An 18691-nucleotide genomic window follows, 5' to 3' on the forward strand; every position below is an offset into this window, starting at 1 on the left:
TCAGTGACCGGCCACGGGCTGCTCGAACTGCTGGGAGACCAGCCGTCGGTAGGTCTCGTGGACCTGCACCAGCTCGCCATGGCGGCCTGAACCGGTCACCAGCCCGTCCTCGAGCACGATGATCTGGTCGGCCCCCACCACGGAGGATAGGCGGTGGGCGATCAGGACCACCTGGATGCTCTCGGCCAGCGTCGCGATGATGCTGGAGATCCGGGCCTCGGAATCCGAGTCCAGGTGGGCCGTCGCCTCGTCGAGCAGCAGCAGGTCCGGTTGGTGGATCAGCACGCGGGCCAGCGCGAGCCGTTGACGCTGCCCGCCCGAGAGGCCCGCGCCGTCGTCCCCGAGAGGCTGGTCCAGCCCCAGGGGAAGGTTGCGGACGGCCTCCTCGAGCCCCACCTCGCGCAGCACGTCCCAGATGGCGTCCCGGGAGGCGTCCGAGGCTCCCAGGGTGATGTTGTCCCACACCGAACCGCGCATCAGGCTGCCGTCCTGACTGACGAAGCCCATCCGTCCGCGCAGCTCTTCCAAGGGCATGGACCGGATGTCAGCGCCCCGCCAGAGGACGGACCCGGCGTCCGGTTCGTAGAAGCGCTCCAGCACCTTGAAGACCGTGGACTTCCCGGCCCCCGACGGGCCCACGATGGCGGAGAGTCCCCGCGCGGGCAGCACGAGGTCCACGCCCCGCAGGGCGGGTTCCTCACGCCCGGGGTAGGTCAGCCGGACATCGCTGAACCGCACCAGCTCACCGGCGCCACTCCCCCGGTCCGGCACCCCTGATCGGCCCGGCACTCCGGATCCGTGGGCCACGGTCGTCTCGGACTCCAACCCGGTCAGTTCGCCGACCCGGTCGAGGGCCGCCCGCCCCTGCTGGAACTGCGAGACGGACATCAGGGCCACCACCAGGGGGGAGACGAGGTACAGCAGGTAGAGGACGAAGGCCACCAACGCGTCCAGGGCCATCAGACCCTGTCCCGCGCGGGCGGCGCCCACGATGATCACCAGGGCCAGGGACAGCTGGGTGCCGACGTTCATGGCCGGTGTCAGCAGCGCGGCGATGCGCGCGACCTTCAATCCGGACCCGCGGGCGCGGGACGCCTCCGCCGTGGCCCGGCCGAGTTCCGCGTCCTCGGCCCGCAGTGCCTTGACCGTCTCCAGGTTGGACAGCTGGGACAGGATGACGGAACCGAAGTCGGAGTTGTGCTCGCGGTTCTCCACCGCGGACGTGCGGATGGCCCTGACCAGCCCGACGCAGGCCAGGGAGGTCACGCCGATCGTGGCGACGGTCAGCAGGCCCAGCCAGGCGTCCAGGACGAACATCATCACCAGGCAGCCGGCCACGGACAGGACGGAGGTCGCCAGCTGCGAGACCGAGGAGGACAGGGCCACCCGGGCCAGCGAGGTGTCCGCCGAGGCCCGCGTGAAGAGGTCTCCGCGGTCCCAGGTGGACACCGCGGGAATCCTGGCCCGGAGGATGCGGCTCATCACCGCGGTCCTCAGATCCAGGACGATGTTCTCGCCGGCACGCGCCACCAGGTAGCTGCCCACGGCGCCGCAGAGCACGTCGGCGGAGAACAGGACGACCAAGGCGATGACCTCCGCCGCCGCGGACTCGCCGGCCACCAGGGTGCTGATCAAGGCGGCCACCAGCAGCGGCTGGACCAGCATGGCGAAGGTCCCCACCAGTGACAGGAGGATCCCCGCACTGAGCAGGGGCCCCTGGGCGGCGGTGAGCGATCGGAGCCTCACCCTTCGGGTCTACCGGTCGCGGTGCGCGCGGCGAAGGCGACGGAGACGCCGGTGATGACCGCGATCACGATGGCGGGGATGAGGTCTACGAACTGTGCCAACACCAATCCCGAGACGATGCCCACGGCCGCTCCCATCAGGGCTTCAGTCGGTTTCACTGCGCTGCTCCTTCCCTCGTCACCGGCTCCGCCTCAGGCGGCCGGCGATAGCTTCTGATGTACAACGGGGCCTCATCCCCGTAGGGGGCACCCGACCAGGTGCCGAACAGCAGCTCCGGAACCAGCCCGGCCTCTGCCGCCAGCTGGTCCATGACCTCCACGGGCGTCAGGAGTGACTGTTCGACTCCCGTGTGGAAGCTGCCGTCACGCTCGATCCAGATCTGGCGGCAACGCCAGGTCTCGACCCCGGGCTCGGACTCGGTGACCTGGGAGTAGGTGGTCAGCCACCCGCCCTGCGCCTCCAGCGGGACCGTGGTCACCGCGGGGTTCTGTGCGCCCATGAGGGAGTGCACCTGCAGGGGGTTTCCCGTCTCGACCACGAAGATCCCCCCGGGGGCCAGCGCTTGGGCCACCTGGTGCATCGCCCGGCGCTGGTCCGCGCGGCTGCCGACCATCGACATGGTCTGGCAGACCGCGAAGATCATCCCGTAGCTGCGGTCCGGCAACTCGTGGACGAAGTTCCCGTGCAGGGCATGGACGGGTTCGCCGTCACGGTTCCCCTCCAGGGCGGCCAGCATCTCCACCGAGGAGTCCACGGCGTCGACGGGGCCGATGCGCCGGGCCAGCGGCAGGGCGATGCGGCCCGTGCCGACCCCGAGCTCCAGGGTTCCCTGCGCGACGTCCGGATGGATCCGGGCCAGTCCGTCGGCAGTGATCTCCGCCGCCTCGTCATGCTGGAAGATCCGGTCATAGAACGGGGCGAACTCACGGCCGTAGCCGATGTCCTCGACGCCGTCCCGGCCCTGCACCTCGCCACCGGAGTGCGTGGCGGTCATGGATGCATCGGTCATACGTTCCTCCTTGTCGGCCGACACGCCTGCGGTCACGAGGTCTCCACCCCCTCCCCGCAGGTCCTGCCGGCTCAGTAGCTGTACAGGGACTCCGCCGCGTCGAAGGGCTCGGTCATCGAGATGAAGACAGGACGGGGGTCCTCCGACTCGTCATAGCCCGATGACTCCACGATGGCGAACTGGAAGTCGCTCACCTCGACGTCGGGATGGTCCTCCCCGATCTGACGGCGGATGAACTCCGTCATCAGTTGGTACTCGGGATAGGTGCTGACGTGCCCGCTGCTGGGCTCGGCGACCCTGGACATGAGGCTGCTGCAGATGTCGAAGACGGCCTTTCCCGTCCGTCGGCTCGCGAACCAGAGGGCATGGCGTAGTTGCCGGGGGACGACGAGGTCGACTTCCTGCCACAGGAGCGTCTCCCCCTGGGCCGTACGCACCCGGTAGGTGTAGTGGTAGTCCTTGGTGGCCGGATAGGGGGCGAAGAACTTCCAGTTCGGTATGGAGGAGAAGACGTCCCACCGGCCGCGAGGGCCATTGAAATTGGCGTGCGGATGCTGGGCGGCAAGGGTCAGCAGCGTCGCACCGGCCACCGCCAGGCGGGGCAGCAGCCCCTCGTCCTGGATGCTCCTGCGGACGGGCTCCATCAATCCGTGCACCGCGTTCATGACGCCACCACCTCTGCCCTGTTCTGTTCCCGCACGAAGGCCGTCAGGTGACCGACGACCTGCTCGGCCACCTTGCTGTCGCTGAGCATGGAGTCATGATTGGCGTGCGGGAGGATCCGGTACTGGCGGTCCTGTCGGGCCTCGATCTCGCTGCCCGGCACCATCTCCGCGTACAACTCCCCCTGCTCCGGAAAGCTGTTCAGCGTGTCATCGGCGGCGATGAGTAGGGCCGGGACATCGGGCACCTGAAGGGGGCCCGCGAAGGCCAGCATCTCCTCGTACACCGCGTTCCACTCACGCAACGCCGCCTCCCAGAGCCGGGAGTCCGCGAAGTGCGCCATGTGGCGCTCCCGGTAGTTGTGGGGGAAGGAGTCGACCCATTGCGGCCGCTTCATCAGGAAACCGGTACCCCACCGCAGATAGCGGACCATCTGTTCCAGCGAGTCCGTCATCTTCTCGGCGCCCTCGCGCTGCTGCTCGGAACGATGGAGTTCAGCGGGGTGGGTCGGGTCCAGGTAGACGACCGCTTGGACCTTGGAGGCGCCCAGGCGCAAGGCCAGGCGCCGGACGAGTTCTCCGCCCAGGGAGTGCCCGATCAGCACCACCTGCTGATCCGGGGCGACCGTCTCGGCCACCAGGTCCTCCAGGTCGTCGAGCGCCTCGTCCAGGGTGAACTCGTCTGTGGCGTGGCGCAGACTGGCCGCATAGCCCGGGCGGCTGGCCATCACCACCCGCTTGCCGTGGTTGTACGCCAGGCTCTCCGTGATCCACGCGAAATGCTCTGCGGTGGCCGCCATGGCCGGGGTGAACAGGTAGACCGGCTCGGAGTCGTCCCCCCGGGGTCCGCCCCATTCATACCGGTACTCGTTGCCCCTCCGGGTGGTCATCGAGAGGGTGTGCGGCCAGCCCTCCAGCACGATTTTCCGTCGGTTGGTCTTCACCAGCCAGGCGTAGACGCCGACCGCGACGGCGCCCAGGCCCAGGAGCGGCAGCACGGAGTCGTCCCGCTCCCGCCCGATCGGGTGGTCCTTGGGTACCGTGACATAGGCCAGTGCCGGGTACATCGCGGGGAACGCCAACAGGAAGCGGCCCAGGCCCATCAGGACGGCGTTGACGGCATGGAAGCCCAGGCCGGTGAGCAGGAAGGACTTCGTCAGCCGTCCCCGTGCGAGGAACACCAGGGGGAACAGTGACTCGAAGGCCAGGGCGGCCTGGGTCACCGTCCGGGCAAGCTTCGGAGAGTTCTGGGTCCAGCGGAAGAACGGCTCGGAACCGTACGTCTTGGTTCGCATGATCCCGGAGAGGGCGCTTCCGTCCCGCCACAGCGGACCCGCCATCTTGACCCATCCGGACAGGCCGTAGGCCATGCCCGTCTGGAGCGCGAGTCCCCAGAGGAACGTGTCCTTGGACCGCGGGGACGCGGAGAGCCGCGCCAGGCCGTTGAAGGTCTGGACGAGGTTGCCCACCTGGTCGGATCCGTCCGTGCCGAAGCGATGCCGGGGGGTCAAGAGCGCGGAGGACACCGCGTTGTAGAGGTTGAGCACGCCGCGGGCGGTGGACCACGAGGAAGGCAGGACCAGGAGCCCCGCGCTGGCCGCCAGCCGCCCGGCATGGACGCCCAGGGATATCCGCTTCCCGCTGAGCCGCGAGACCACGGAGCGCAGGACCCGGTTGTCGATCTCCCGGGCCTTCTTGATGCTGTCCCAGTCGTTGAGGCCTCCGGGATCCATATGGCGGTGTTGGACCAGATACTCCAGGGAGGAGATCGTGGTGGCGATCGAGACGATCCTCTCGGAGACCACCATCGCCTGCTCCCTTCCCACGCTGACGGGGCGGAAGAGCGATTTCAGCGCTTCGGAAACCTTCACTGAATCTGCTTTCTACGTGTGCGGAATCGTCGAGGACAATCCCTGATGCGCGCCGGAGAGTTTCGGCGCGCACCAGGGATTGAGCGTTGACCGACTAGCTGTCGCCGGTCACGGTGTAGGCAGCGATCCCCGCCGCGACCACGGCGCCACCGGCAGCCGCGCCCTTGGCGAAGGCCGCACCGAAGGCCACCAGTCCGGGCGTGGCGAGGACCGGGTTGATCCGCGCCGCTGAGCTCGGCGCCACCGCCCCGTGGGTCAGGTCGTAGGAGGCCTTCTCATTCATCACTTCGGTGACGGTCTTCATGATGGGTTCCCTCTCGCAGTATGGATGTGGTGGATTCAGTCGCCGTTGGCCACGGTGAACAGTGCGGCGGCGGCACCGACGACGGCACCGAACCCGGCCACCCCGCCGGCCACCTTCCAGCACGTGGCCACGGCCACGGGGGCCGCGGCGGCAGGGGTACCCAGCACCGGCGCGCCCGCGACGGACAGGGCACCGCCCTCGAAATCGATATCCTGGGCATTCATGAAATCGGCTACAGCAGTCATTGTCACTAATGTCCTTTTCTCTACAGTGGGTGTCTCTACAGTGGGTGCCACCTGATCCGAAGATGTAATTTTCGGGCGCGACAAAATGGGAGAGAAAACGACAATTTGATGAGCCCCCTCCTCAAATAACCGCAACGCCTCAAGGTGAATCAATCAGCGGAATCATCTGTCATGGCGTGAACAATCGGACAGTAACAAGGATGCGGCGTCGAACTCAACCGGATCGACGGGGTCTACTGAAGAATGGACAAAAGTGCACGGTCGAGCATGGACAAAAGTGCCGGTTCCGCCGCAGTCCGTGGTCGCTAGGGTGGAGGCCATGGTCTTCCCGTGCCCTGCCCCGGACCTCGCGTGATGCCGTCGAACGCCGAACCGGGAATCCATGCACTGCGGCGGGCCATCGCCCGGTGGCAGACCTGGTGGGTACGCCTGTTCATCCTGTCCGTGCTGATCATGCCCGCCGTGCCCCTACCCCGCGTGTGGGCAGTCCTCTGCATGGTGGTGCCCCTGCTGCTGTTCCTGGTCCGCCCGCCGGCCCGGAGGCCGGAACCCGTCGTCCTGTGCGCCCCGGTGCGCGGCCGATGGGTCGCCTTCAACAGCCCGGGTTCACGGGTCCCCAGTCACCGGGTGCGCGCCCACGGCCAGATGTACGCCGTGGACGTCCTGCGGGAGGACGCCGGTGCACCCGGGACGCGGGGCCGGACCCTGCTCGGGCGCAGCCCGGAGGACTACCCGAGCTTCGGCACTCCCGTGGTGGCCATGGCCGCCGGGACGGTGGTGCACGTCTCCGATCACCTCCGCGACCACCGTGCCCGCGATGCGTGGCCGGGACTGATCTGGATGCTGACCCTTGAGGGCTTCTTCAGGCTGCTCGGCGGGGCGCCGGCCATCCTGGGCAACCGGGTGATCATCCGGCACGACGACTCGACGTTCTCGGCCTATGCCCACCTGCGCCGGTCGTCGGCGACCGTCCGCGCCGGGGATCGGGTGGCCGCGGGCCAGACCCTGGGACAGGTCGGCAACACCGGCAACTCCTCGGAACCGCACCTCCACGTGCAGCTCATGGATCGGCCGCGGCCGGAGTCCGCCGCAGGGCTCCCCATGCAGTGGTCCGGGGTGGAGGTCGACCCCGAACGGCTCAGCCTCCGCTGGGCCACCGGATACGCCAGGCCCAGCGCCGTCCCCGGCTTCCCGGCCAACGGCCAGTACTTCGACGCCCCCGGCCCGGCTTAGACACCCAGCAAGGCACAAAGTGACTCCACCCCGTCCGTTCGGACGGGGTGGAGTCACTTTGTGCCTGAGGGAGGGAAGGTTACTTCTCGTCCTCGTCCTCGCGCTTGTCCGCCACGAGGGTCTCGGTGGTCAGCACCAGCGCAGCGATCGAGGCCGCGTTGAGCAGCGCCGAGCGGGTGACCTTGACGGGGTCGATGACGCCCTGGGCCAGCAGGTCGCCGTACTCGCCGGTCTTGGCGTTGAAGCCGAAGTTCGGCTCCAGCTCGGCCACGCGGGAGGTGACCACGTAGCCGTCCTCGCCGGCGTTCTGGGCGATCCAGCGCAGCGGCTCGTGCAGCGCCTTGCGGACGATGCCCACACCGGACACGGCGTCGCCGGACAGGGCCTTGATGGCCTCGTCCTCGTCCAGGGCGGTGAGGGCGTTGATCAGCGCGGTACCGCCGCCGGCCACGATGCCCTCCTCCAGGGCCGCACGGGTGGAGGACACGGCGTCCTCGATGCGGTGCTTGGACTCCTTGAGCTCGACCTCGGTGGCGGCGCCGACCTTGATGACGCCCACACCGCCGGCCAGCTTCGCCAGGCGCTCCTGCAGCTTCTCGCGGTCCCAGTCGGAATCGGTGTTCTCGATCTCGGACTTGATCTGTGCCACGCGGCCGGCCACCTCGTCCGAGGAGCCTGCGCCCTCGACGATGGTGGTGTTGTCCTTGGTGACGGTCACGCGGCGGGCGGTGCCGAGCACCTCGGTGCCCACCTGGTCCAGCTTCATGCCGAGGTCCGGGGAGACCACCTGCGCACCGGTGAGGGTGGCGATGTCCTGCATCATGGCCTTGCGGCGGTCGCCGAAGCCCGGGGCCTTGACGGCCACGACGTTGAGCGTGCCGCGGATCTTGTTGACGACGAGGGTGGACAGGGCCTCGCCCTCGATGTCCTCGGCGATGATGAACAGCGGCTTGTTGGCCTGCAGGACCTTCTCCAGCAGCGGCAGGAACTCCTGCACGTTGGAGATCTTGCCGGAGTTCAGCAGGATGTAGGGGTCCTCGAGGACGGCTTCCTGGCGCTCGGCGTCGGTCACCATGTACGGGGACAGGTAGCCCTTGTCGAACTGCATGCCCTCGGTGATGACCAGCTCGGTGGAGGTGGTCGAGGACTCCTCGATGGTGATGACGCCGTCCGTGCCCACGGTGTCGAAGGCGCGGGCCAGCAGCTCACCGATCTCGTCCGACTGGGCGGAGATGGCGGCCACGTTGGCGACCTGGTTGCCGGAGACGTCCACGGCGTTGGAGGCCAGGCGGGCGTCGATGGCGGCCACGGCGGCCTCGATGCCCCGCTTGATCTCGTTCGGGGCGGCACCGGCGGCCACCTGGCGCATGCCCTCGTTCACGAGGGCCTGGGCCAGCACGGTGGCGGTGGTGGTGCCGTCGCCGGCCACGTCGTTGGTCTTGGTGGCCACTTCCTTGGCCAGCTGGGCGCCCATGTTCTCGTAGGCGTCGTCCAGCTCGATGTCACGGGCGATCGTCACACCGTCGTTGGTGATGGTCGGGGCGCCCCAGGACTTGTCCAGGACCACGTTGCGGCCCTTGGGGCCCAGGGTGACCTTGACCGTGTCGGCCAACTTGTCGATACCGGCCTGGAGGGCGCGTCGCGCCTCGTCGTTGAAGGCTAGCTGCTTCGCCATGAACGAAGCTCCTTTCGTAAAGGATCTGAAGGATCAGAGAAGAGTGGGTGGACGCGATCGGGCCCGGCCGGCCGAAGTGCCTGGCCGGGCCCGGACGCGTCAGCCGGACCGCACTGTCCTGGCAGGAACCACTAGTGTTCTCTGCCCGAAAAGTGGAGCCCGGCGGAAGATCACTTGGTGACGATGGCCAGCACGTCGCGGGCGGAGAGCACGAGGTACTCCTCGCCGCCGACCTTGACCTCGGTGCCGCCGTACTTGGAGTACAGGACCACGTCGCCCTCGGCCACGTCCACCGGGACGCGGTTGCCGTTGTCGTCAACGCGACCGGCGCCGACGGCCACGACCTGACCCTCCTGCGGCTTCTCCTTGGCGGTATCCGGGATCACCAGGCCGGACGCGGTGGTCTGCTCGGCTTCCAGCGGACGGACAACAATACGATCCTCAAGGGGCTTGATGGAGACAGACACGTCTGTACTCTCCTTCTTTCGGGGTGGGCCGGGGCCATGTTCCAGGCCGGCCGGCGTCTATTGATGATGTTGTGCGCCGGAGGCTGGCCAACCGTCGTCGCGGGTGCCGGATGGCAGGTCCTTCAGGCTTAGCACCCGGTGCCCCGGAGTGCCAGAAATGACTCTAGGCGGGCTTTAGCACTCGGTCAAGGCGAGTGCCAAGGCGCGCGTCCCGCTGGCGTCACCGAGTGCGCTCAGGCGTTCTGGCGCGCCCGGAAGATCCCGACGGCGGCCACGCACAGCCCCGCGAACGCCGCACCGAGCGCGATCAGCGGCCCGGTCAGGGGGACCCAGACCACGTCCCGGCGGACGGCACCGGCCGTCTCGGAGTCGGAGAGCAGGTCCCCACCGCCGAGGGTGTAGGTGCCGGCCACGAACACCTGCGCGATCACCGTGATGATCAGCAGCAGCGCCGCCACCACCCCCACCGCCATGGACGCGTACAACAGGACCTTGCACCACAGCGGGGCGGTCGCCGCCTGCTGGGAGGCGCGGGAACCGCGCCCGACGTCGGCCCGGCCGGCTCCCGAGGCGAGGTCACCGGGGTGGCGGGGGCCGTCGTCGTCCCTGGCCTGCGGTCCCGTGGCCGGGAGTTCGTCCTCGAAGCGGCCGAAGAAGTCGAATCCCGGTTCGCCGTCCCGGTCAGGATCCACGTGCTCGTGGCGGCGCGCGGAATCGGGCAACGGCAGGCGCGGGGCGGGACGGCTAGGCATGGTTCCAGCGTACCGTTGGGCCGTGGCCACTTCACCTCACCTCCCCACCTCCGCAGCCGCCTCGACGCAGGACGACACGGTGCTCGCGCCCGTGCTCACGCCCGAGGGCTGGCAGCTGCTGAACACGTTGAGCGCCGCGGAGGGGTACCGGGAGTCCGAGGCCCTGGCCCTGTCCACGCGGCTGCGGGCTGAGGGACACGCCCCCGAGCTGGTCTCCGCCGTGCTGACCCAGCTGAGGTTCCGCACCCAGGCGGCCGCCAAGCTCGGGCCCTTCGCCGCGAACATGCTGTTCACCCGGGCGGGCCTGGAGCAGGCCACGCGGATGAACGTGGCCGCCCTGCACGCCGGGCGGTTCGCGGCCGCGGGGGTGCGGAGCGTGGCCGACCTGGGGTGCGGGATCGGCGCGGATGCCATGGCCCTGGCAGCCCTGGACCTGGAGGTCACCGCCGTGGAGCGGGACGAGACCGTGGCCGCCGCCGCCACCATCAACCTCATGCCGTTCCCGAACGCCACCGTGGTGGGTGCGGACGCCGTTCAGTGGCTGGAGGCGCTGGATGCTGAGCCTGTCGCGGCCGGCGCCGCCCGGCCCGAGGGGTTCTGGCTGGACCCGGCGCGGCGCGTGGTGTCCTCCTCCGGCTCCTCCCGCGTGTTCGACCCGAAATCCTTCTCCCCTCCCCTGTCCTTCGTGGAGCGGCTGGCCGGGACGGGGGCGCCCGTGGGGGTCAAGCTCGGACCGGCGCTGCCACACGCCTCCGTCCCCGCCGGCTGCGAGGCCCAGTGGGTGTCCGAGGACGGCTCCCTGACCGAGGCGGTGCTGTGGTTCAATGCCCTGGCCCGCCCGGAGGTCCGCCGCTCGGCCCTGGTGCTGGGTGGCGGAGGTGCGGTGCCGGCGGAGCTGTCCTCCGCCGCCGACTTCGGCGACTCCCCCACCGTTCCCGTAGCCGGGACGGACGGACTGACCGGCTTCCTGTATGAGCCGGACCCCGCCGTGATCCGGGCCGGGCTGGTGGCGGACCTGGTGGAGCGGGAGTTCGCGGTGGCCGGGGGGCGGCTGCTGGACGAGCACATCGCCTACTTCTGCGCGGACGAGGCGCTGGACTCGCGCTTCGCGGCCGGGTACCGGGTGTTGGAGGTCCTGCCGTACAAGGTCAAGGGGCTGCGTCGCTGGGTCAGGGAGAACGGCGTGACGCGGCTGGACATCAAGAAGCGTGGCGTGGACGTCACCCCGGAGGAGCTGCGGCGGCTGCTGATGAGCGGGCAGGGCAAGGGCGGCCAGGGCAAGGGGCCTAAAGCGGCTGGCCGCCACGCGACCCTGGTGCTGACCCGGATCGGCGAGGACCGCGTGGCCGTGGTCGTCGAGTCCCTCCCCCGTTGATCCCTCACCCTTGATCCCCTCCCGGCCGTTGCCCCCAACCGTTGAGTCTGGAGGGATTCACCGAAATCACGCCCTGGGGGTGAATCCCTCCAGACTCAAGCGGACGATCACGGGCAATCAGGCTGGGTCACCGCCCTCGCAGGCCGAATCTCAGGCGATGCCAAGGGCCTGACGAACCTCGCCGAGGAAGGCCTGCCACTGGTGGGACTCCAGGTCACGGCCGGTCAGCCTCAGCACGACCCACCCCTCCTGATGCATGGTCCGGTCCCTTCCGATGTCCCGGTGCCATTGGACCTTGTCAGCGCGGTGGTGGTCGCCCTCGTACTGGATGCAGACCTTCAGATCGATCCAGGCCAGGTCGGGCTGGATCATCTTCCCCGTGGACATCCGCAGGACGGGGTTGATGGCCGGTTCCGGCAGGCCCGCCTCCAGCAGCCGCGTCCTGACGAGGCTCTCCGGCCGTGAATCATGATGGGCGCGCAGGAGTTCTACGGCCTCACGGCACCGCACGATCCCCTTGACCTTGGGCCGGGCCGCGATGGTCGCCCTGATCTCCTCCACGCTGCTCAGCGGGTGAAGACCGGGCTCCCGTTGACCGGCGGGGCCGTTGCCCCGCTGCAACAGGCTGTCCCCGGTGGCCACGAGATCCTCGAAGGCCATCCTGGTGCCGGCAAGGTCGATCCACGTCCACGCCGGCGAGGTCACCCGCACCCCCACACGGTCGAGGATCTTCGCCTGGAGTGGAAGCTGATGCCCCTTGATCCCCTGACGCCCGGGCGCCCCGCCGTCCGTGCGCCGCTTCGACAGATGGACCGGCAAGAATCCCGTGTCGCCCCACGGCATCCACATCCCCCAGAGGGCGGCCGCCGTCTGGTGGGAGAACACCCCCTCCGGGTGGATGCCCTGAAGCAGTCTCAGGTAATGCGGCGAATCGGCCGGGGCGCCGGCGTGACGCCAGATCGACTGGCTGACGGGGAGAACCCCCGGAGTGTGGAGGGCACGCCAGGGTAGAGACTGCTCCTGGAGGATCCGTGACGAGAAATACGGTCCGGTCGACGCCGCGTGGAGTGGGTTCTGTGGTTCGGGCATGCCCCAAGACTCGGACATCCCGCGATGCTCAGGCCGCTCTCCCACCGCCGAGTGTGGACAGAACCATCCGATCAGGGGCCTGTGGAGTGATCGGGCCATACCGGACCCGCCGCCACCCCACGTTGAGTCTGGAGGGACTCACCGAAATGGGGCCGTTCTCCGTGAATCCCTCCTGACTCAACATCAGGGCGAGGTTAGTAGTACGCGGCCAGGCGGCAGTCGGGGCCGTCGATCACGCGCACGGGCGTGGAGAACACCCGGGAGAGCACCTCGTCCGTGATGATCTCTTCAGGGCGGCCGAACTCGGTGACCCTGCCGTCGTTCAGGGCGAGGATCCAGTCGGCATAGCGGGAGGCGAAGTTGATGTCATGCAGCACGATCACCACGGTCCGGCCCAGCTCGTCGGCGGCGCGGCGCAACTGCTTCATCATCTGCACGGAGTGCTGCATGTCCAGGTTGTTCAGCGGCTCGTCCAGCAGCACGTAGTCGGTGTTCTGCGCCAGCACCATGGCCACGTAGGCGCGCTGCCGCTGACCACCGGAGAGCTGGTCCAGGTACCGGTTCTCGAGCGCGCGGAGGTTCAGGAAGTCGATCGCCTCGTCGATGTAGGCCTCGTCCTCCACCGTCAGCCGTCCGCGCGAGTAGGGGAAGCGTCCGAAGCCCACGAGCTGGCGCACGGTCAGGCGGGTGACGAAGTGGTTCTCCTGGCGCAGGATGGACAGGATCCTCGCCACGGCCTTGGAGGGGGTGTTGACGATGTCCTGCCCGCCCACCTCGATCGTCCCGGCGTCCACCTTGAGCAGCCGCCCGATCATGGTCAGGATGGTGGACTTGCCGGCCCCGTTCGGCCCCACCAGGGCAGTGATGCCGCCTTGCGGCAGCTCCACGGACACGGGCCCGATCCGGACATCGTCCCCGTAGGACTTCGTCACGCCGTCCAGAGTGATCACAGTCGCCCCTTTCGCAGGATGACCAGGAGGAAGACGAGACCGCCCACCAGTTCGATGATGATGGTCACGGCCCCCTCCGCATAGAAGATGTTCCGCAGCACGAAGTAGGCCCCGGACAGGATGGTGTAGCCGATCAGGACCGCCACGGGCAGGATCAGCCGGTGGTCGTAGGTGTCCGTGAACTGATAGGCCAGCGTGGCCACGAGGAAGCCCAGGAACGTCATGGGCCCCACCAGGGAGGTGGTCATCGCCATCAGCACGGACACCAGGGTCAGCACGATCATGATCTCGCGCTTGTGGTTCAGCCCGAGGTTGTTGGTGGCATCCGCCCCCAGGGCCAGCACGTTCATCCGCCGCGCCCGGATGAACAGCACCGCGGCGCAGACCACGGCGATCGGGATGGCGTACGGCAGGTACTCGGACTGGGCGTTGGAGATGTTGCCGAACAGCCGGGCGGTCAGCACGTCGAACTCGTTCGGGTCCAGGACGCGTTGCATGAAGGTGGACAGCGCGCCGAGCCCGCCGCCGAGCACCACGCCCACGAGCAGCATGATGTGGATGTTGCCGAAGCGTCCGGACAGCAGCCAGGAGTACAGCAGCACCGCGAAGACCACCATGAGCGCGGTCTGCAACGCGAACTGGCCCAGCCCCACCACCATGGTCACGCCGGCCACGCCGAAGAAGAACACGGCGGCGGTCTGCACCAGCGTGTAGAGGGATTCGAAGCCCATGATGGAGGGCGTGATGATGCGGTTGTTCGTGGCGGTCTGGAAGCTCACCGTGGCCACGGCCTGGCACAGCGCCACCACCGCCATCACCACGATGGACTCCACGCGCATCCTGGCGATGATCCAGAAGCCCTCGGAGCCGGGCGGCATGGGGTTGTCCCATGCGAGGTTCCCGTAGGTGGTCAGCGCGGCGAGCGCCACGAGCCCGCCCACCAGCCACAGGTAACGGGTGCGGTGCCTGCGCTCGGCGAAGGGTCCGGACTGGCGGCGCGCCGGGCGCGGTGGCCGGGCACCACCGGAGGGCACGACGCCGGCCGGGGCCTGGGCCTGCCCCGCGCCCGGGTGCCCGGTGCGTTCCAGCGTGCTGTCAGACATGCTTGCGCCTCCTGACGAGCAGGCCGATGAAGACGACGGCGCCGACCACCCCGAGGATCAGGGAGACGGGGACCTCGAAGGGCATGATGACGGTGCGCCCGATGATGTCGCACACCGTGACCACCGCGATCCCCACGAGGCAGACCCACGGCAGGTTGGTGCGCAGGTTGTCCCCGCGGAACATGGAGACCACATTGGGCACGATCAGCCCGAGGAAGGGCAGGGAGCCGATGACGACGGTGACCACGCCGGTGACGATCGCGATCATGGAGACCCCGGTCAGCAGGACCGCGGTGTAGTTCAGGCCGATGTTGGTGGCGATGTCCTTGCCGAGGCCGGCCACGGTGAAGCGGTCGGCCAGCAGGAAGACGAGGATGCCGATGGCCAGCACGATGAACAGCAGCTCGTACCGGCCGCGCACCACGCCCGTGAAGGACCCGGCGAACCAGATCCCGAGCTGCTGGAGCATGTCGGTCTGCAGGGCCAGGTACGTGGAGAAGGCCCCGACCACGGCACCGAGCATGATGCCGATGATGGGCACGATCAGCGAGGACTTCAAGGTCACCCGCTGCAGGAACGCGAAGAACACCATGGTGCCCACGAACGCGAAGAGCACGGAGCCGAGCATGCGGTCGAAGACCGAGGCGTTCGGGACCACGAGCATGGTCACCAGCAGGCCGAGGCCGGCCCATTCGGTGGTGCCCGTGGTGGTGGGCTCCACGAACCGGTTCTGGGTCATCAGCTGCATGACCAGTCCGGCCATGGCCATGGTGGCCCCGGCCAGCACCAGGGCGATGGTCCGCGGCACACGGGTGATGAAGAACATCTCCCAGCCGCCCTCGGCCGTGGTGATGTCATAGACCCCCACGAACAGGGAGGCGACCACCAGTCCGAGGACCGCCACGGTCCCGAGCAGCAGCGGCCAGGCGGCGCGCCACCGGGACCCCCGGGGACCCCGCTGGCCCCACAGGTCCCGACCTGAGGACTGCGGGGGCAGGCCCTCGTGACCGCCCGGGCGGACGGTCTGGTAGTCGGATCCCAGCGGGGCCGGCTGGGCCTCGGGGTCCCGGTGTTCGTCGAGTGCGGTCACGGTGTGTCCGGGGATCAGGCCCCGAAGGCCTCGGTGAGGTCGTTGAGGAGTGTGGTGTAGTTCTGGATGTCCTCGTGCACGTAGAAGTCCTCCGGCAGGTAGACGATGTTGCCCTCTTGGACGGCGGTGACGTTCTGCAGCGCCTCGGAGCCCTCGATCAGCTCGGCGGCCGGCTGGTAGCCCTCCTCCTCGGAGGAGGAGGTGGCGGCGTCGCGGTCCATGACGAGGATCCAGTCCGGGTTGGCCTCGGCGATGGCCTCCACGGAGATGTCATCCCCCTGGTGGTTGGTGGAGCCCTCACGGCCCAGCGCCGGCGTCAGCTCGAGCATGTCGAACACCGGGCCGATGGCGCGGCCGGTGGACGGCGCGGCGTAGGACAGGTCCCCGCCGGTGGCGATGAGGCCGACCACGGTCTGCTCGGGGTCGTAGGCGCCCTTGGCGTCCTCGATGGCCGTGTCGAAGTCGGCGATCAGGGTCTCGGCCGCGTCCTGCTGGCCGAAGATGTCCCCGAGCAGGGTGGTCACGCGGCGCAGCTCGCCGTCCAGGGGCTCGCCCTCCACCACGTTGGTGTCCACGAACGCGGCCTCGCCGATCAGCGGCTTGATCTCCTCGGTCATGCCGGAGAAGCGCTGGCCGTTCAGGACCAGGTCCGGCTGGGCCTCCACGAAGCCCTCCATGTTGGCCTCGCGGTGGCTGCCCAGGTCGATGATCGAGTCATCCGCGGGGTAGTCCACGGTGTCCTCGTTCATGAGGGGCAGCGGCGCTGCGGACAGCTCCACGCCCCAGTCCTCGAGGGTGCGGAAGATGCGGTTGTCCGTGGCGATCACGGAATCCGCCGACTCGATGGTCACGTCAGAGCCGGCCATGTCCGTCACGTCCACCGGGAAGGACGCCGCCTCGGCGCTTGCGGAGCCGCTGGCCGCAGCCGAGCCGGACGATGCGGACGAGGCGTCCCCTGCGCCGGCCCCTCCGCCACAGGCGGTGAGGGCGAGGGCGGCGGTGGTCACCAGGGCGGCCAACCCGAGGCGTCGGTTCGTGGTCTGCATGCGAGTGGTACTCCTATGGGGAAGAGCGATGGGCGGTGTTGCACGGGGCCGGGCAGGACTCTCCGGCGGTCCCTCCGCTGTTGGTAAGCCTTACCTTAGACGATTAGGTCACTCGCATGGTCGCTTATTGCGGGAATGCGACGAAGCGTGACATACGCCTCATGCTGCTCTGCCTTCTCCTCCGTCTCAGCAACCCGTCCCCGCGGGCCACTCCCCCACCTCGACAGGCAGGGCGCCGGGCGCCTCGGCCTCGCCGGTCAGCACGTCCACCAGCGCCTCGAAGGCCCCCGGGGACCGGCCGTACAGCGCCACCAGGGCGCCGCCGTCGGGCACCGAGGAGGAGGCCAGGCCGGAGGGTGCGTCCAGCGCCACCACCACGTCCCCCCGTCCCGGCTCGCGGGCTCCGCCCAGCAGGGTGATCACGGGGCCGGAGCCCACGCCCAGCCCGGCGTCCTCGGCCGCCGCGGTGAACCGGGCCCGGTCCCTCGCGGTCCCGCCGGCGACCTGCACCGAGTCCCCCACGAGTGGCGCGGAGCACTCGCCCTCCACCACGGTGATTGCCGCAGCGGAGACCTCGCGGGAGGTGGCGGCCGGCTCGGTGCCGCCGGTCCCGGAACCGGGTACGACGCCGGCCGCGGCCTTCTCCTCCTGGTCCGCCTGCCCGAGGGCCTCGGCCAGCTGGTCCCGCCACATCAGCAGGGTCACCACCCGTTCGGCGGCCTCGGTGAGGCGGTCCGCCGGCACCTCGCCGGAGTCCACGGCCGCCACGATCCCGTCCCGCGCCCCGGTCAGGTCGGAGGGCATCAGCAGCAGGTCGGCCCCGGCGGCGAGCGCCTTCACGGGGGCCTCGTCGGCACCGTAGCGCTCCACGAGGGCGCCCATGTTGAGGGCGTCGGTGACCACCACCCCGTTGTAGGTCCCGCCGCCGGCGGCCCCCTCATCGGCCGGACCCGCCGGCAGGGCGAGTTCCCGCAGGGCCTCATAGGCGGGGCCGGACACCGAGGCGGGCACCTCCGGCTCCAGCTCCGGCACCACGATGTGGCCCATCATGACCATCGGCGTGTAGAGCGGTTCGGTGCCGGCGGTCGGCTCGCCGGCCAGCAGGGCCTGGAACGGGAGCCAGTCGCGCTCCTGGAGCTCGGCCCGGGAGGCGGCCTGGACGGGGGCCGTGACGTGGGAGTCGGCCGTGACGGAGCCGTGGCCGGGGAAGTGCTTGGGGGCGGGCAGCACCCCGGCGTTCAGCAGGCCGCGCGTGGCAGCCCGCCCGAGCTCGGCCACCCGCTCCGGGTCCGAGGAGAACGAGCGCGCGCCGATGGCCGGGTCGTCCGCGCCGATGGTGACGTCCACGCTGGGCGCGAAGTCCACCGTGAACCCCAGCTCGGCCAGGTCCGCCGCCATCAGGCGGTGCCCCTCAGCGGCCAGCTGCAGGGCCTCCTTCCCGTCCTCGTCCTGAGCGTCCCGCAGCCCGGCGTCCGCGGCCCCGTAGCTCATGGGGGTGGGCCACTCGGTCAGTGGCTCCTGGACGCGGGCCACGAGCCCGCCCTCCTGGTCCACGGAGACGATCCCGCTCCAGTCCCGCCCGGCGGAGAGGGCCTGCTGCGTCTGATCCAGGCGGGCGGTGAGCGCGTCCACGTCGTCGGTGCCGTCCGCGGCCTCGGGCACGGCGTCCCCCATGACGATCACCCCGCCCAGGTTCAGCTCCCGGATCGAGGCCGGGTCGGTGCCCGCCGCGCCCAGTTGGCCCACGAGCACCTGCCCGGCCTGCTCGGCGGTGTCCATCTGGGCCACGGCCTCGGCGGCGGCCTCCTCGGTCTCCATCGAGGGTCCGGCCAGGGCCAGCTCCAGCGCGCTCGGTGCGGGTTCCCCGTCCTGGCCGTCCGCGCCATCCGGCCCGGCACCCCCGGTGCCGTCCGTGCCGGAGCCGGGGGCCGGCGTCGTGCCCGTGGTGTTACCGCCCGGCCCACCGGGAGCGGTGCAGGAGGTCAGGGCCAGCGCCGCGGCCAGGAGGACGGTCACGGGCAGGGCGGCGGTCAGGGACGGGCGGGAGGAGGTCTTCACCCGTCCATCGTAGGGA

The 18691-nt window shown here is 69.5% G+C and carries 18 protein-coding genes; 2 read left to right on the plus strand and 16 right to left on the minus strand.

Annotation, left to right across the window (positions count from 1 at the left end; all coding sequences use genetic code 11):
* The 7 genes from RE421_RS14090 to RE421_RS14120 form a co-directional block, all read right to left on the minus strand.
* The gene (locus RE421_RS14090; RefSeq protein WP_309811274.1) at window positions 1-1746 is read right to left on the minus strand and encodes an ABC transporter ATP-binding protein; all 1746 of its coding nucleotides are present in this window, start codon (window positions 1744-1746) and stop codon (window positions 1-3) included.
* The gene (locus tag RE421_RS14095) at window positions 1743-1904 is read right to left on the minus strand and encodes a hypothetical protein (RefSeq protein ID WP_309811277.1); all 162 of its coding nucleotides are present in this window, start codon (window positions 1902-1904) and stop codon (window positions 1743-1745) included. Before RE421_RS14095 ends, RE421_RS14090 begins: the two co-directional genes overlap by 4 nt.
* Window positions 1901-2755 (minus strand): class I SAM-dependent methyltransferase, encoded by an 855-nt coding sequence (locus tag RE421_RS14100; RefSeq protein WP_309811282.1) that lies wholly within the window; start codon window positions 2753-2755, stop codon window positions 1901-1903. Before RE421_RS14100 ends, RE421_RS14095 begins: the two co-directional genes overlap by 4 nt.
* A gap of 71 nt (window positions 2756-2826) precedes the next feature.
* Window positions 2827-3420, minus strand: a complete 594-nt coding sequence (locus RE421_RS14105; protein WP_309811285.1) for a hypothetical protein — start codon at window positions 3418-3420, stop codon at window positions 2827-2829.
* Entirely contained in the window at window positions 3417-5288 is a 1872-nt protein-coding gene (locus tag RE421_RS14110; protein ID WP_309811287.1) for an alpha/beta fold hydrolase, read from the minus strand. Before RE421_RS14110 ends, RE421_RS14105 begins: the two co-directional genes overlap by 4 nt.
* Before the next feature lie 94 nt (window positions 5289-5382).
* Window positions 5383-5592 carry a hypothetical protein gene (locus RE421_RS14115; protein ID WP_309811294.1) on the minus strand — a complete coding sequence of 70 codons (210 nt, stop codon included), beginning with the start codon at window positions 5590-5592 and terminating at the stop codon, window positions 5383-5385.
* Window positions 5593-5627: 35 nt separating this feature from the next.
* Window positions 5628-5837, minus strand: a complete 210-nt coding sequence (locus RE421_RS14120; protein WP_309811297.1) for a hypothetical protein — start codon at window positions 5835-5837, stop codon at window positions 5628-5630.
* A gap of 354 nt (window positions 5838-6191) precedes the next feature.
* On the opposite strand from RE421_RS14120, the gene RE421_RS14125 reads away from it, so the two are divergent.
* Window positions 6192-7070 (plus strand): M23 family metallopeptidase, encoded by an 879-nt coding sequence (locus RE421_RS14125; RefSeq protein ID WP_309817444.1) that lies wholly within the window; start codon window positions 6192-6194, stop codon window positions 7068-7070.
* A 79-nt stretch (window positions 7071-7149) separates the two neighbouring features.
* Here the strand turns inward: RE421_RS14125 and groL are convergent, their stop codons facing one another.
* The 3 genes from groL to RE421_RS14140 form a co-directional block, all read right to left on the minus strand.
* Window positions 7150-8745: a chaperonin GroEL gene (groL, locus tag RE421_RS14130; protein ID WP_309811300.1), complete on the minus strand. Its 1596-nt coding sequence runs from the start codon at window positions 8743-8745 to the stop codon at window positions 7150-7152.
* A gap of 170 nt (window positions 8746-8915) precedes the next feature.
* The gene (gene groES, locus RE421_RS14135; RefSeq protein ID WP_309811306.1) at window positions 8916-9212 is read right to left on the minus strand and encodes a co-chaperone GroES; all 297 of its coding nucleotides are present in this window, start codon (window positions 9210-9212) and stop codon (window positions 8916-8918) included.
* Window positions 9213-9445: 233 nt separating this feature from the next.
* A complete protein-coding gene (locus tag RE421_RS14140; protein WP_309811309.1) occupies window positions 9446-9964 on the minus strand; it encodes a hypothetical protein in 519 nt (172 codons plus the stop codon).
* A gap of 22 nt (window positions 9965-9986) precedes the next feature.
* Here RE421_RS14140 and RE421_RS14145 point away from each other — a divergent pair, with 22 nt between their 5' ends.
* Window positions 9987-11339: a THUMP-like domain-containing protein gene (locus RE421_RS14145; protein ID WP_309811312.1), complete on the plus strand. Its 1353-nt coding sequence runs from the start codon at window positions 9987-9989 to the stop codon at window positions 11337-11339.
* 150 nt (window positions 11340-11489) lie between these two features.
* On the opposite strand, the gene RE421_RS14150 is transcribed toward RE421_RS14145, so the two are convergent.
* The 6 genes from RE421_RS14150 to RE421_RS14175 all read right to left on the minus strand — a co-directional run bounded on the left by RE421_RS14150 (window position 11490) and on the right by RE421_RS14175 (window position 18675).
* On the minus strand, window positions 11490-12428 hold the full coding sequence (locus tag RE421_RS14150; RefSeq protein WP_309811316.1) for a hypothetical protein: 939 nt from the start codon (window positions 12426-12428) through the stop codon (window positions 11490-11492).
* Between the two features lie 194 nt (window positions 12429-12622).
* The gene (locus RE421_RS14155) at window positions 12623-13378 is read right to left on the minus strand and encodes an ATP-binding cassette domain-containing protein (RefSeq protein WP_309811319.1); all 756 of its coding nucleotides are present in this window, start codon (window positions 13376-13378) and stop codon (window positions 12623-12625) included.
* Window positions 13375-14481: an iron chelate uptake ABC transporter family permease subunit gene (locus RE421_RS14160; RefSeq protein ID WP_309811323.1), complete on the minus strand. Its 1107-nt coding sequence runs from the start codon at window positions 14479-14481 to the stop codon at window positions 13375-13377. Before RE421_RS14160 ends, RE421_RS14155 begins: the two co-directional genes overlap by 4 nt.
* Window positions 14474-15451, minus strand: coding sequence for an iron chelate uptake ABC transporter family permease subunit (locus RE421_RS14165; RefSeq protein WP_309817447.1), 978 nt, complete (start codon window positions 15449-15451; stop codon window positions 14474-14476). Before RE421_RS14165 ends, RE421_RS14160 begins: the two co-directional genes overlap by 8 nt.
* Window positions 15452-15585: 134 nt before the next feature.
* Window positions 15586-16617 (minus strand): ABC transporter substrate-binding protein, encoded by a 1032-nt coding sequence (locus RE421_RS14170; RefSeq protein ID WP_309811326.1) that lies wholly within the window; start codon window positions 16615-16617, stop codon window positions 15586-15588.
* A 186-nt stretch (window positions 16618-16803) separates the two neighbouring features.
* The gene (locus tag RE421_RS14175) at window positions 16804-18675 is read right to left on the minus strand and encodes a glycoside hydrolase family 3 N-terminal domain-containing protein (protein WP_309811330.1); all 1872 of its coding nucleotides are present in this window, start codon (window positions 18673-18675) and stop codon (window positions 16804-16806) included.
* Window positions 18676-18691: the final 16 nt, after the last annotated feature.

The sequence above is a fragment of the Citricoccus sp. I39-566 genome, assembly GCF_031432995.1.
Lineage (GTDB): Bacteria > Actinomycetota > Actinomycetes > Actinomycetales > Micrococcaceae > Citricoccus > Citricoccus nitrophenolicus_A.